Below are 14,099 nucleotides of genomic sequence, written 5' to 3'. Positions count from 1 at the left end.
GGCGAGGGCCGGGACACCTTCGGAAATGCCCTTGCGGGCAACGGGATTGCCCCCGCTTCGGCACCGAAGGCCGTTCCCGCACCGGTCCGGCGCGCGCGAGGGTGAGGGCTGTTCGTGTCTCGTACCCCGAGGAGAGCAGAGCATGCCGTCCTACCTGTCGCCCGGCGTCTACGTCGAGGAGGTGGCCAGCGGCTCGCGCCCGATCGAGGGGGTGGGGACGTCGGTGGCGGCCTTCGTCGGACTCGCGCCGACCGGACCGCTGAACGAGCCGACACTGGTCACCAACTGGACGCAGTACGTGGCGGCCTTCGGTGAGTTCACCGATGGGTACTACCTCGCGCACTCCGTCTACGGCTTCTTCAACAACGGCGGTTCCGCCGCCTACGTCGTCCGCGTGGGAGGCTCCTCCGAGGGTGCTCCCGCCGAGGCCGGCCAGGGCCCCGCCGCCGTCACCGGCCGCTCCGGCAACGCCCCGGCCGCACTGCCCGCGGGCGAGCCGAAGCAGCTCGGCACCTTCGCGGTCACCGCGGTGGCGCAGGGCGATCTGAGCGTCGAGGTCGCGGACCCCGAGGGCGAGGGTCCCGCCGAGCGCTTCAAGCTCATCGTCAAGGACGGCGACAAGCCGGTCGAGACGTTCGACGTGACCGCCAAGAAGGGCGGCCGCAACTACGTCGTCACGCAGGTCAAGGAGCGCTCCAAGCTCATCACCGTCGCCGAGGCCGCGCCGGCCGCGCAGCTCGCCCGCCCGGACAACCAGACGGTGGCCCTCGCGGCCCCGGCGCCCGCGCCCGCCGCCCCCGCCGCCTCCACCGGGAACGCGGACGCCTCGCACCCGGGCCCGGCCCAGTACCTCGGCGACTCCGCCGACCGCACCGGCTTCGGCGGTCTGGAGGCCGTGGACGAGGTCTCCATGGTGGCCGTCCCCGACCTGATGGCCGCCTACCAGCGCGGCGCGATCGACCTGGAGGCCGTCAAGGCCGTCCAGCTCGGGCTGATCGCGCACTGCGAGCTGATGGGCGACCGGGTCGCCGTGATCGACCCGCCGCCTGGCATGAACGCCCGCCAGATCCGGGTCTGGCGCCAGGAGACCGCCGGCTACGACTCCAAGTACGCGGCCCTGTACTACCCCTGGATCAAGACCTTCGACCCGGCCACCGGCCACTCCCGGCTGGTGCCGCCGAGCGGCCATGTCGCCGGTATCTGGGCCCGCAACGACTCCGAGCGCGGCGTCCACAAGGCCCCCGCCAACGAGGTCGTCCGCGGCGCCGTCGACCTCGAACTCCAGATCACCCGCGGCGAGCAGGACCTGCTCAACCCGATCGGCGTCAACTGCATCCGCGCCTTCCCCGGCCGCGGCATCCGTGTCTGGGGCGCCCGCACCCTCTCCTCCGACCCGGCCTGGCGCTACCTCAACATCCGCCGGTACTTCAACTACCTGGAGGAGTCGATCCTGATCGGCACCCAGTGGGTGGTGTTCGAGCCGAACGACCACAACCTGTGGGCCCGGATCCGGCGCAACATCTCGGCGTTCCTGGTCAACGAGTGGCGCGACGGCGCCCTGTTCGGCCAGCGTCCCGAAGAGGCGTACTACGTCAAGTGCGACGACGAGACGAACCCGCCGGAGTCGGTAGACGTCGGCCGGGTGGTCTGCGAGATCGGCATCGCACCGGTGAAGCCCGCCGAGTTCGTGATCTTCAGGCTGGCCCAGTTCTCCAGCGGAGGCGGGGAGCTGGAGGAGTAGCCCCGGCCGCACCCCTGCCATTCACCACGACCCCCTAGAAGGACAGCGGACAGCACATGAGCCTTTCGCCGGGTGACTCCCTCACCTCACACAATTTCGGGCTGCAGATCGACGGCGTCATGGTCGAGTACCTCGCCGAGGTCAGCGGCCTGTCCATGGAGCAGGACGTCATCACGTACCAGCAGAACACCCAGAACGGCCAGAACAAGGTCGTGAACCTGCCGGGCGTGAAGAAGAACGGGACCTGCACGGTCGTCCGCGGTATGACCCAGTCGGCCGCGTTCACCGAGTGGATCAACCAGTCGATCACCGGCCAGATGAGCACGGCCCGCAAGAACGCGTCCATCATCATGATGGACTTCCAGAGCAACCCCGTGAAGCGCTACAACATGCGCAACGCGTGGTGCAGCAAGATCGACACGAGCACCGTGAAGGCGGGCGAGGCGTCGGCGCTCACCGAGACCGTCACCATCGTGTTCGAAGAACTGGACATCGAGTAATGAGGCGTACGGCCGCCAGGGCCGGCGGCGCGGTCGTGCACGCGGGCGCCGACGCGGCGGGGACGGTGGGGCCGGGGCCGATGCAGGCCCCGCCCGCCGCCCCGGTCCCGGAGCAGGCCGCGCCACAGCAACAGTACGAACTGCGCACCGAGTTCCCCTTCCAGTTGCCGCGCGGGTACGTCGACGAGGCGGGCACCGTCCACCGCGACGGCGTGATGCGCCTGTCGACGGCCCGGGACGAACTCGTGCCGCTGCGGGACGTGCGGGTGCAGGAGAACCCGGCGTTCCTGTCGGTGGTGCTGCTGGGCCGGGTGATCACCCGGCTCGGCACGCTGCCGCATGTGCACGACGGGACCGTGGAGAACATGTTCGCCTCGGACCTCGCTTTCCTGCAGGACTTCTACCGCCAGATCAACGCGGAGGGCCACACCCGCGCGGCCGTGGAGTGCCCGCACTGCGCGGAGCCCTTCGAGGTGGAACTCGGCGGGAGCCGCCTGGGGGAATCGTGACGTACGCGACCGACCGGCTGCACGAGGAGATCGCGTACGTCGCCTACCACTTCCACTGGAGCATGGACGAGATCCTGGACCTGGAACACCGCGACCGGCGCCGCTACACGGCCGAGATCGCGTCCCTGGTCACGCGGGCCGGGGCGGAGGACTGAGGCATGGGGTTCCTGGACCGGTTGCGGGGGCGGCGGGACGACGGGCTTGACGGCGGCGACCGGGTCGCCGCCGCCGAGGCGGTACCGGCGGACGGTGGTTCCGCGAGTACGGGTACGGACGCCGGTACGGAGACCGGTGCGGCGGCGGCCGGCGCGGGTGCCGGCCCCGTGGTGAGCGCCGCCTGGTCGAGGCTGCCGTCGATCCAGCGGGCCCTGGCCTCCGGTCAGGAGCCCGGGGTCGCGGACGCGGGGTTCGGCGGACGCCTGCCGACGTGGCAGAACCCGTCGTTCGCGGGCACGGCGTCGCCCGCGGTCCTGAACGGGCAGTCGCGCACGTTGCTCGGCGACCTCTCGCACCCGACGTCGGGCCGCCCGGTGTTCGGCCTCGAACGCCCCACGGGAGCTTTGCCGTTGACCGGCCCGGAACCGGTGGTGCAGCGGGCACCGGCGGTGCCGTTGCGGGAGGTTCCGGCGAGGGCGGTGGGGCGGACGGGGGTCCGTGGTGGTGGGAGTGCTGGTGGAGGTACCGGTGGTAGTGCCGGTGCCGATTTCGGTGGCGGTGGCGGTTCCGGTGGCGGTTCCCGTTCCGGTGGCGGTGCCGGTTCCGGTGGCGGTGCCGGTTCCGGTGGCGGTGCCGGTTCCGGTGGCGGTTCCGGTGGCAATGGCGGTGGCGGTGGCGGTGGCGGTGGCGGTGCCGACTTCGGTGCCAGTTCCCGTTCCAGTGGCAGTGCCGGTGCCGCCAGGGCTGGGGGTGTTGCCGGAGTTTCGGGGGGCTCGGAGGTGCCTTGGGGCTCGGAGGGGTCCGGGGTTTCGGAGGTTGTCCGGGGTTCGATGGTTTCCGGGGGCTCGGGGATTCCCGGGGGTTCGGGAACTCCCGCGGGTTCGGGAACTCCCGGGGCTTCGGGAACTCCCGCAGGTTCGGGAACTCCCGGGACTTCGAAGGGCGCTGGGGGTTCGAAGGTTCCCACGGCCTCGGGGACTCCCGGGGCCTCGGAGACTCCCGGGGCCCCAAAGAGGGCTGGGGACTCGGAGACTCCCGGAGCCTCGAAGAGGGCTGGGACCTCGAAGGGGGCCAGGGCTTCGAAGGGGGCCAGGGCTTCGAAGGGGGTCAGTGGCTCGAAGACCCCCCGGGCTTCGGGGACTCCCGGAGCTTCTCAGGGTGCCGGGGACTCGAAGGTGCCCGGAGGCTCGGGGATTCCCAAGGCCTCGACGAGTGCCGGGGCCTCGGACGCGCCCGGGGTCTCGGAGCGCGTCGGGGGCGGCGCGGAAGTCGGGATGACCCCGGGGCCTGCCGCGAGCGCGGAGGCCGGTGGGGTCGCGAGGGCTGCCCGGGCGCACGCGCCCGCGGTCCAGCGGCTGGGTACGGGCAGCTCCGCACCTTCGGGTGGCGGGTCGCTGCCGGCCCCAAGGGCCGCACGTGCCGCGACCGCCCGTTCGACCGCTCCCGTCACTCCGGCTGCTGCGGCGGTTCCCGTGGTGTCCCCGATACCGCCGCCCGTCCGGGAGCAGGTCGCCGCACCGCTCCCCGTTCCGGGCCTCCACGTGACGCCCGTTCCGGCAAGCCGGCCGTCCCGGCCGAACTCCCTGACGAGGACACAGGCAGAAGCGGCACCGGTACAGCGACGAACGCTCCCTGCGACGCGGCGGACGGCGAGGCACGAGGGTACTTCAACGAGCGTCAGCAGGCCGGGAGTTGACACACCCACGCCCGCAGCCCCGGCTTCTGTCCAGCGGGCGGTCACCGGCCCTGCCGATGAGGGCAACGGCAACACCCCGGACACCGCCGAACGAGGCGACGCTCTCCCGTCGGGCCCGGCCGTCATCAGCCGTACGACGAACAGCCCGGCTGCGGAGGCAGCACTCACGCAGCCGAAGGGGGCCGTGCCCGGGCCGGGTGCGGTGACGCCGCCGTCAGGACCGGCCGGGGCGCAAGGGCCCACGCTGTCGGGCAGGGCGGGCACTCCGTCGATGCCGGGCAAGTCCGCGCACAGCACGGTAGACACCGCAGCCGCACCGACCCCGTCCGTTCAACGACGACCGGCCACCCCTACCCGACCGCAGCCGTCGCCCTCCGGCACAGGCACAGGACCGATCCACACCCCGCCCGCCGCCCCCGCCCAAGCGCCACGACGCACGCAGTCGAACAACGCCGCTAGGACGTCACCCACCAGCAACACCACACCGGCACCCGGTCGGCACAGCCACACAACACCCACCACCCCCACACCGTCGACGGGCACACAGCCCGGCAACAGCGCCTCAACACCCGCCGGCAACTCAGCACCGACACCCGGCCAGGGCAGCCTCGCGACACCCACCACCCCCACCCCACGCCCACAGCCCAGCGATGGCAACACCGCACCCAACCGCACCCCAGCCACCGGCGACCCCACACCGCCAACAGGATTTCCCGCCTCACCGCCCCACACGCCTGCACGCATCCCCACCGGCCCCAGCCCGGCCCCAACGGTCCAACGCCAACAGACCGCCCCTGCCCGACCGCCCCGCCCACAGCCCGGCAACAGCTCTACGAAACCCACCGGCGCCACCACCCCAACACCAGCCGACAACAGCCGAACCAACTCCCCCGCTCCCACCCCGACAGCAGGCGCCCCCACCGCACCATCACCACGGCCGCCTGCCGACAGCCCCGCTCCCGCACCCACCGGCGTCGCGCAGCCCCCCACGAGCCCTGAAGCACAGCCACCCCACGACCCCTCGCACGCACACCCCGCTGCCAAGGCAACCGTCGCTCCACCGTCGGTGCACACCGTTCAGCGAGCGGCACTCCCTCCCACCACGGCAACCAGCCCCACACAGCCCCCAGCCACAGGCCGTACCCCCCGTACCCCCCACCTCGGCCTAGGCGCACCGATCACCCCACAGCCCGCCGCCTCACCCCAGCAGCCGGCCCCGGCCCCGGTCCTCACCACACCCAGCACCACACCCCGCCGCGCCCCACTGGGCGCCCCCGTGAGCCCAGCACCGACACCCCCGGCCACCAACAACCCCACCACCCCCGCCACCCCATCCGCCACCTCCCCCCTCCCCGTGGTCCAACGCTTCTGGAAGAAGCCGAAGTCCAGCACCAAGAACGCCCCCAAGAACACCACCGGCGCCCTCGCGGCCGCCGCGGCCGCCACCATCGCCAACACCCTCACGACCCAGACCGCACCACCCCCCTACACACCCCCCTCGCCACACCAAAGCCCCAGCCCCCCACCCCCGTACTCGGAATCCGCACCCGCATCCACGTCCACGTCCGCACCCGCATCCGCATCCGCAACCGCATCCGCGTCCGCGAACCAACCACCCCCGCCCGCCTACACAGAGATCCCGAACGGCGGATTCGACCCCCGTGAGCTCACCGACTTCCAGCTCGACGAACTGGTCCACCGCCTCATCGGCCGCATCACCCGGCTGATCCGCACGGAACTCCGCATGGACCGCGAGCGGATCGGCAGACTCCGCGACCCCCGCCACTGATACAGAAAGGCCCTCGATGTCCCGCCAGGACCCGGGCTCCACCATCTGGTTCACCCTCAGCATCGACGGTGAGAGCCTCGGCTACTTCAACGGATGCGAAGGGCTGTCGTCCCAGGTGGAGGTCGAGCAGCGCCAGGAGGGCGGCAACAACGGGTTCGTCTGGCAACTGCCCACCCGTGTCACCTTCTCCACCATCCGGCTGACCCGCCCGCTCACCCCGGACACCACCAAGGTCGCCAAGTGGATCTCGTCCGTGCAGACGGGGATCAAGCGGCCCACCGCCCAGATCGCGGCGCTGCGCGCGGACGGTTCGGAGGTGGCCCGCTGGGGGCTGATCGAGGTACTGCCGGTGAGCTGGAGCGGTCCCAGCCTGGACCCCGCCAACCCGGCCGTGGCGACCGAGGTCCTGGAGATCGCCCACCACGGGTTCACGGACTGAAGGGGCATCACGACATGGCAAGAGCCAGCAGCAGGGGCGCCGGAAAGAGCCTCGTCAGGGCGACGCTCGCGATCCACGAACCTCCCGTCGGCAAGAGCACCACGCCCGGCGGGATCATCAAGACCTTCGGCTTCGACTTCAATCCGTCGCAGCTCTCCCTGACCCGCCGCGCCCAGTGGAAGTCGACGCCCGCGCAGATCGAACGGGACGGCGCCCTGCCGGAGTTCATGGGCGCCGAGGCGCGGGAGATGAGCGTGGAGATCTTCCTCGACTCCTCCGCCAAGCCCACCGGCAACACCGTGCTGAAGAAGGTGGAGTCGCTGCTCGCCTGCTGCGAGGTGACCAACGCCAGCATCGCCGCGAAGCAGCCGTCGCCGCCCTGGGTGGTGTTCCAGTGGGGGTCGTTCTCCACGGCCCGGTTCACGGCGTACGTGAGCTCGGTGGAGGCGACGTACTCCCTCTTCGGCACGACCGGCGTGCCCATCCGCGCCACCTGCCGGCTCCAGCTTCACGAGATACCGAGCAAGACCAAGAGGCAGAACCCCACGTCGGGCGCGCTCACCGCGCAGCGCGTGCACCGGGTCGTGGCGGGCGACTCGCTGCAGTCGCTGGCCTGGCGGGAGTACGGCAACGCCGCCGCCTGGCGCTCGATCGCCGAGGCCAACGGCATCGACGACCCGTCCCGGCTGCCGGCCGGTGCGGAACTGGTGCTGCCCGCCGCCGAGGAGGTACGTCCGTAATGGTGCAGTCAGCGTTCTCCAACGTCCTCGAGGTGAAGCTCGGGGGCGCCAAGCTGCCGCCCGACTTCGCCCGGGCGCTGGTCGACAGCTACGTCGACCAGGGCGCCGGGGTGCCGGCCGCGTTCCGGCTGACGTTCCGGGACCCGTACCGGATCCTCCTGCGCGATCTGAAGGTCACCTTCGGCACGCCGGTGGTCATCACGCCGGTGTCCGACGGCCAGGGCGCCGCCGACCCGCTGCTGACCGGCGAGGTCACCGGTCTGGAGGCCGACTACGACGGCACCGGCACCTTCACCGTGATCCGCGGCTACGACGTCGGGCACCGTCTGCTGCGCCGCCGCCGGGTGGCCGCCTACCGCAACCAGAGCGCGTCGGACATCGCGCGCAAGCTGGCCGCGCAGGACGGGGTGCCGCTGGGGCGGGTGCAGTCGACTAAGACGGTGTACGAGTTCATCAGCCAGTCGAACGTCACCGACTGGGACTTCCTCGCCCGGCTCGCCGACGAGAACGAGATGGTGATGTCCGTCGACGCGGACGGCAAGTTCCAGTTCGTGAAGCCGAAGCCGTCGTCCGGCGCGCCCTCGCCGAAGACCGACGGCGACCGGAGCCCGTTCGTGCTCCAGGCCGGGCACGACATCCTGCGGCTGCGGTCCGCCGTCACCGCCGCCGACCAGGTCGGCAAGGTCGAGTCGCGGGGCTGGGACGTCACGACGAAGAAGAAGCTGACCGCGACCGCGACCGCCACCGACAACCCGGGCTTCGGCATCGGCACGACACCCGGCGCGGCGGCCGGCAAGTTCAAGCCGGCCAAGCTGGTCGAGACGGGCACGCCGTACGACCGGCAGAACGAGGTGAAGTTCGCCGCCGACGCCCTCGCCGACGACCTCACCTCCTCGTTCGCCGAGATGGAGGTCGTCGCGCGCGGAAATCCCAAGCTGCGCCCGGGAGTTCCGGTCACGCTCTCGGACGTCGGGCAGCCCTTCGAGGGCAAGTACACGGCCACGTCCGTACGGCATGTCTTCGGCGACGGCAGGCACTACGAGGTGTGGGTGACGGTCAGCGGGCGGCAGTGGCGGTCGCTGTACGGGCTCGCCTCCGGCGGCGCCGAGAGCGCGCCGCGGCTGCCGAGTGTGGCCAACGCCCTGGTCACCGATGTGAACGACCCGCTCAAGCAGGGGCGGGTCCGGCTACAGTTCCCCTGGCTGGACGACAGCTATGTCAGCGACTGGACGCGGACCGTGCAGTGGGGCGGCCTCGGCGGCGGTGGCATCTTCCCGCTGGACGTCAACGACGAGGTGCTCGTCGCGTTCGACCGGGGAGCCCTCGACCATCCCTTCGTCATCGGCGGGCTCTACAACGGCAAGGACAAGCCGACGCCCGTGAACGACGTGCCGCTGCACGACACCGTGCGCAAGAAGGCGAGCCGGCACACGGTCTCGGACCGGGACGGCAACCGGATGGACCTGCTCAGCCAGAAGACCGGCCTGCGCAAACAGGGTGTCCGGCTGGCCTCCGGCGACAAGCAGCTGGTCATCAACCTGGACCGGACGAAGACCGAGATCGTCGTGGACAGCAAGGGTTCGGTCACCATCAAGGGCAGCCGGTCGGTGTCGGTGGAGGCCGGCGCCGATCTCCTGCTCAGCGCGCGGCGCAGTCTGACCCTCAAGAGCGGCGGTCCGCTGACCATCCAGGGCGGCGGAGTGGTCAACATGCGGGCCGCCGGTGCGATCAGCGTGAACGCGATGGGCGCCCTGAACCTGGACGCGAAGGGCGTCGCGAACCTCACCGGCGTCGGCACGGTGCAGATCAACTCGCTCATCAACACGACGATCAAGGCTCCGACCACCCTCATCGGGTCGCCGGTGTTCGGCGTCAAGACCATTCCCGTGCCGATGCCGATCCCGTGACCGTTTCGAGAGAAGACAGGGTGTGGTTCTGATGGCCGAGCAGTTCGTCGGCTCCGGCTGGTCGTTCCCGCTGCGCATCGGGCCGACCGGCGGGATCGCCCTGGTCAGCGGGGAGCGGGAGATCGAGGAGGCGATCCGGCTGGTCCTGTCGACCGCTCCGGGCGAGCGGCCGATGCGGCCGGACTTCGGCTGCGCGATCCACGACCTGGTGTTCGCGCCGGTCAACGAGCAGACCGCGGGCCGTATCCAGCACGAGGTGTACGCCAGCCTGGACCGCTGGGAGCCGCGCATCGAGGTCGACGACGTCGAGGTCAGCGCCGGCACCGACCAGAGTGTCCTCTTCATCGACGTCCGGTACTCGATCCGCGGCACCAACAACCCGCGCAGCCTGGTCTTCCCCTTCTACGTCATTCCGTCCCACGACGAGCCCGACGCCCCCGAAAGCGACCGCTGATGGCACTGCCCTCCCCCAACCTCGACGACCGCCGCTTCCAGCAGTTCGTCGACGACGCCAAGCGCTACATCCAGCAGCGCGCCCCGGAGTGGACGGACCACAACGTCTCCGACCCCGGCGTCACCCTCGTCGAGACGGTCGCCCACATGGCCGACCAGATCGTGTACCGGCTCAACCGGGTGCCGGAGAAGAACCACCTGGCGTTCCTGGACCTCGTCGGGATCACCCTGTTCCCGCCGTCCGCGGCCCGCACCGAGGTGACGTTCTGGCTGTCGGCTCCGCAGGAGGAGCCGGTGTGGGTGCCGGTCGGCACGGAGGTCGCCACGCTGCGCACCGAGAGCGAGGAGGCGGTGGTCTTCGGGACCGAGCGCGAACTGACGGTGGTGCCCTGCGCGTTGCGTCATCTGCTGGTGCAGCACCGGGGTGAGCCGATGGTCGACCGGACCTCCGACCTCGCCGAGGAGGACAAGGACCTGCTGTGCTTCGCCGAGGCGCCCGGCCCCGGTGATGCCGTGCTGTTCGGCCTGACCTCCGCGGTCCCGCACTGCGCGGTCGCCCTGGACCTGGACAGCCGGGTGGACGGCGTCGGCGTGGACCCGCGGCAGCCGCCGCTGGTGTGGGAGGCGTGGACCGCGGACGGCTGGCAGCCCTGTGAGGTCGACCGGGACGGCACGGGCGGCCTGAACCGGCCCGGCGAGGTGGTCCTGCACATCCCCGGCGGGCATGTGCTGTCCCGCAACGCCGGCCAGGAGGCCGGCTGGCTGCGCTGCCGGGTCACCGACCCCCGGCCGAACCAGCCCTTCTACACGACCTCGCCCACCGTGCGCGCCGCCGAGGCCTTCACGATCGGCGGCACGACCGCCGCCGTGCACGCCGAGACGGTGTACGACGAGGCGCTCGGCGAGTCCACCGGGCTGCCGGGCCAGCGGCTGCGCCTGGTGCACGCGCCCGTGGTCGGCGACGACCCGCCGGTGCTGCTGCAGAGCGCCGAGCACGACGGCTGGACGGACTGGCGGGTCGTCCCGAACTTCGCGGGCTCCGGGCCGTACGACCGGCACATCACCCTCGACGCCACGACCGGCGAGATCGCCTTCGGCCCGGCCGTGCGCGAACCCGACGGATCCTTGCGGCAGTACGGGATGGTCGCCCCCAAGGGAGCACCCGTCCGGGCCCGCCGCTACCGCACGGGCGGCGGGCGCGCGGGCAATGTGGCGCGCGGTGCCGTACAGGTCCTGCGCACCTCCATCCCGTACATCTCCGAGGTCGTCAACCGCGAGGCCGCGCGCGGCGGTGTGGACGGGGAGACGGTGGAGGAGGCGAAGGTCCGGGCCCCCATCACCCTGCGCGCCCAGGAGCGTGCCGTGACGCTGCGCGACTACGAGGAACTGGCCCGCCGCGCCGCCCCGGAGACCGCGCGCATCACCTGCCTGGAGGGCGAGGAGGGCGAGCACGGGGCCTACGCGGTACGGGTGCTGGTCGTGCCGCAGGCCGTTCCGGACCCCGGCGGCCGGCTGCGCTTCGAACAACTCGTGCCCGGCGACGCGCTGCTGGACCGCATCACCCGGCATCTGGACGAACGGCGCCTGATCGGGACCCGGTTGGCGGTGGGCCCGCCGTACTACCAGGGCGTCACCGTGGTGGCCACGGTGCATGCCTTCCGGGGTGTCGACACCGACCGGGTGCGCCGGGAGGCGCACGACGCCCTCTACCGGCACCTCGATCCGCTGACCGGCGGCACGGACGGCACCGGCTGGCCGTTCGGGCGGCCCGTCCAGGCCGGGGAGGTGTTCGCGGTGCTGCAACGCGTACCGGGGGTGGAACTGGTCGACGAGGTGATCCTGCACCCCGCGGACCCGCTCACCGGCAAACGCGGCGAACCGACGAACCGGATCGATCTGTCCGCGCCGTCGCTGGTGTTCTCGTTCGACCACCGCGTCCGGGTGATCGGAGACGGTTCCTGATGAGGGGCTCGATCGACGGCCTCGGAACCTCCGCTCCGATCGGCTCGATGCTGCCGGCCGTCTTCGCCGACGACGACCTGGCCCAGCGGTTCGTCGCCGGGCTCGACGACGTGATCGCCCCGATCCTGAGCGTGCTGGACTGTCTCGACACCTACTTCCGCCCGTCCCTCACCCCGCTCGACTTCACCCAGTGGCTGGGGAGCTGGGTCGGCGCGGAGACCGCGGGCGACGAACCCGAGGCACGCCTGCGGGCGGCCGTGGCCGCCGCCGCGTATCTGCACCGCATCCGCGGCACCCGGCGCGGGCTGTCCGAGGCGGTCCGGCTCGCGTTCGGCGTGCAGCCCGAGATCAGCGAGAGCGGTGGCGCCGCGTGGAACGCCCGGCCGCTCGGCCCGTTCCCCGGCGCACCCCGCCCCCGTCTGCACGTCCACCTACGACTGCCCGCCCCGACCCCCGCGGACCACTACCGCCTGGAGACCCTCGTGTCCGCCGCCCGCCCCGCTCATATGCCGTACACGGTCCAGGTGACCGCCGGTGCCCCCGCCGAAAGGACCCGGGAGACATGACAACCCCCCAGAACTGCGCCGACTGCGGCACCCGCGCGGAACCGGGCCAGTCCTTCTGCGACGCCTGCGGGGCGGTACTGAGCTGGACGGACCGCCCCGCAGGCAGCACCGGCCCCCGCGCCGGGGCGTCCGGGACCCCCGAGGCGTCCCGGCCCTCGGATCCGGCCTCGGCGTCCCGGCCGGCCGGCCCGAGCCGGGCCTTCGAGCCGACCGGGTCCTCCCGGACCTCCGAGCCTGCCGGGGAGCCCGAGCCCGGCGGGCCCACCCGGGCGTCCGGGTCCGCCGGAGGTTCCAGGATTTCGGGGCCCACCGGCCACGCCAGGCCCGACGGTGAGCCGGGCGGCGCCTCCTCGCCCGAGCCCGGCTGGGACGCGTTCGCCCGGCCGGACGGCGGGGCGGGTCTGGCCCGGACGCCCCGGGACCGGCTCGGCACCGGCACGGCGACGCGACAGGCCGCCACCAGCGCCGCTGCCACCGACGAAGCCGCCGCCCACTACCCGTCCACTCCGCGAACGGCCACCCCTGAAGCGGCCTCCCCCGGGCATCCGGACCACCCCGGCCCGCCCGACACCGACAGCGCGAACACCCACGCTCGCCCCGACACCACCCCGCCCCCGGACGAAACCGCCCCCACCGAACCCCTCCCCCCGGCCCCGCACACCCCCCACCCCGCCGACGCCGACACGCACGGCATGACCGACCGCGCCCGCAGCCTCCTCATCCCGGTCGGCGACCCCGAGCCCCAGTCCGAGCCGCACCCCTCCGTCACCCCGGTCCTGCCCGGCCGCCCCGAACCGCAGCGCCCGCAGGCCGTACGCGCCCCCGGTCAGGAACACGGCATGGACGGCGGCACCCCCTGCCCCTGGTGTGCCACCCGCAACCGGCCCGAGCGGCACTTCTGCGCCCGGTGCGCGATGCCCATGGCCGGCGACGGACCGGCCGGCCCGATCCGGCTCCCCTGGTGGCGACGGCTCGGCCCCTTCGGCAGCCAGGAGGCACCGTGGGCGGGCGACCGCCCCCGGCTGCGCCGTACCTTCGACCGCGTCCTGTCCTGGCTGGGCATCGTGATCGTGCTGTCCCTGCTGATCGTTCTGGTGATCAACATCCCCCAGGGCATCCAGGCCACCCGCGACCACTTCGCCAAGCGCGCCGAGGTGTCCCCGGACCGCTACGCCGCGTCCCGCTACTTCCCGGGCCACAAGCCGGGCCTCGCCTTCGACAAGCTCAACGACACCTGGTGGGGCCCGGGCGTCTCCGAAACGGGCAAGGGCCAGTGGGTGGAGGCCCGTTTCGACCAGCCGACCCGGCTCCTGGACCTGATCATCACGCCGGGCGTCTCCATCCGCCCCGACAAGCTCCGCGAGTCGGCGCTCCCGCACCGCGTAGAGGCCACGATCACCGGGGCCGACGGTAAGAAGACGACCCGTCAGATCACCCTCGACCAGGGCGCGGGCCCCCAGCGACGTGCCTTCCGCGTGGGCGAGGTCACCGCCGTCCGCTTCACCATCGAGTCCGCCCACGGCATCTCGGCGAAGAAGCAGGTCGCCATCGCGGAGATCGAGTTCTTCGGCCCGTCGAGCGCCAACTCCGGCTGACCCCGGGCCCTCTCACCGACGCCGCGGCCCCGGACGGAACCAACCG

At 72.2% G+C, this 14,099-nt stretch carries 12 protein-coding genes; all 12 read left to right on the top strand.

Annotated features, from left to right (window positions below; all coding sequences use genetic code 11):
• Positions 1-142 precede the first annotated feature (142 nt).
• The 12 genes from ACFTZL_RS02790 to ACFTZL_RS02735 all read left to right on the top strand — a co-directional run bounded on the left by ACFTZL_RS02790 (position 143) and on the right by ACFTZL_RS02735 (position 14,053).
• Positions 143-1,741 (top strand): phage tail sheath subtilisin-like domain-containing protein, encoded by a 1,599-nt coding sequence (locus tag ACFTZL_RS02790; RefSeq protein ID WP_382577394.1) that lies wholly within the window; start codon positions 143-145, stop codon positions 1,739-1,741.
• Between the two features lie 56 nt (positions 1,742-1,797).
• Positions 1,798-2,241, top strand: coding sequence for a phage tail protein (locus ACFTZL_RS02785; protein ID WP_382577392.1), 444 nt, complete (start codon positions 1,798-1,800; stop codon positions 2,239-2,241).
• Positions 2,241-2,750 carry a hypothetical protein gene (locus ACFTZL_RS02780; protein WP_382577390.1) on the top strand — a complete coding sequence of 170 codons (510 nt, stop codon included), beginning with the start codon at positions 2,241-2,243 and terminating at the stop codon, positions 2,748-2,750. The genes ACFTZL_RS02785 and ACFTZL_RS02780 overlap by 1 nt, the downstream gene beginning before the upstream one ends.
• Positions 2,747-2,905 (top strand): DUF6760 family protein, encoded by a 159-nt coding sequence (locus ACFTZL_RS02775; RefSeq protein ID WP_382496829.1) that lies wholly within the window; start codon positions 2,747-2,749, stop codon positions 2,903-2,905. Before ACFTZL_RS02780 ends, ACFTZL_RS02775 begins: the two co-directional genes overlap by 4 nt.
• 2,973 nt (positions 2,906-5,878) lie before the next feature.
• A complete protein-coding gene (locus tag ACFTZL_RS02770) occupies positions 5,879-6,391 on the top strand; it encodes an extensin (protein ID WP_382577387.1) in 513 nt (170 codons plus the stop codon).
• A 16-nt stretch (positions 6,392-6,407) separates the two neighbouring features.
• Positions 6,408-6,830, top strand: coding sequence for a phage tail protein (locus ACFTZL_RS02765; protein WP_184598457.1), 423 nt, complete (start codon positions 6,408-6,410; stop codon positions 6,828-6,830).
• Positions 6,831-6,844: 14 nt separating this feature from the next.
• Complete coding sequence (locus ACFTZL_RS02760) at positions 6,845-7,570, top strand: LysM peptidoglycan-binding domain-containing protein (RefSeq protein WP_382577384.1); 726 nt, start codon at positions 6,845-6,847, stop codon at positions 7,568-7,570.
• On the top strand, positions 7,570-9,477 hold the full coding sequence (locus ACFTZL_RS02755; protein ID WP_382577382.1) for a VgrG-related protein: 1,908 nt from the start codon (positions 7,570-7,572) through the stop codon (positions 9,475-9,477). Before ACFTZL_RS02760 ends, ACFTZL_RS02755 begins: the two co-directional genes overlap by 1 nt.
• Before the next feature lie 31 nt (positions 9,478-9,508).
• Complete coding sequence (locus ACFTZL_RS02750) at positions 9,509-9,931, top strand: GPW/gp25 family protein (protein ID WP_382577379.1); 423 nt, start codon at positions 9,509-9,511, stop codon at positions 9,929-9,931.
• Positions 9,931-11,892: a putative baseplate assembly protein gene (locus ACFTZL_RS02745; RefSeq protein ID WP_382577376.1), complete on the top strand. Its 1,962-nt coding sequence runs from the start codon at positions 9,931-9,933 to the stop codon at positions 11,890-11,892. Before ACFTZL_RS02750 ends, ACFTZL_RS02745 begins: the two co-directional genes overlap by 1 nt.
• The gene (locus ACFTZL_RS02740; RefSeq protein ID WP_382577374.1) at positions 11,892-12,458 is read left to right on the top strand and encodes a phage tail protein; all 567 of its coding nucleotides are present in this window, start codon (positions 11,892-11,894) and stop codon (positions 12,456-12,458) included. The genes ACFTZL_RS02745 and ACFTZL_RS02740 overlap by 1 nt, the downstream gene beginning before the upstream one ends.
• Positions 12,455-14,053 carry an NADase-type glycan-binding domain-containing protein gene (locus ACFTZL_RS02735; protein WP_382577372.1) on the top strand — a complete coding sequence of 533 codons (1,599 nt, stop codon included), beginning with the start codon at positions 12,455-12,457 and terminating at the stop codon, positions 14,051-14,053. The genes ACFTZL_RS02740 and ACFTZL_RS02735 overlap by 4 nt, the downstream gene beginning before the upstream one ends.
• Positions 14,054-14,099: the final 46 nt, after the last annotated feature.

Origin of the sequence: Streptomyces sp. NPDC056948 (genome assembly GCF_042674225.1) — a bacterium.
Lineage (GTDB): Bacteria > Actinomycetota > Actinomycetes > Streptomycetales > Streptomycetaceae > Streptomyces > Streptomyces purpurascens.
This window is presented reverse-complemented; position numbering and strand designations above follow the sequence as displayed.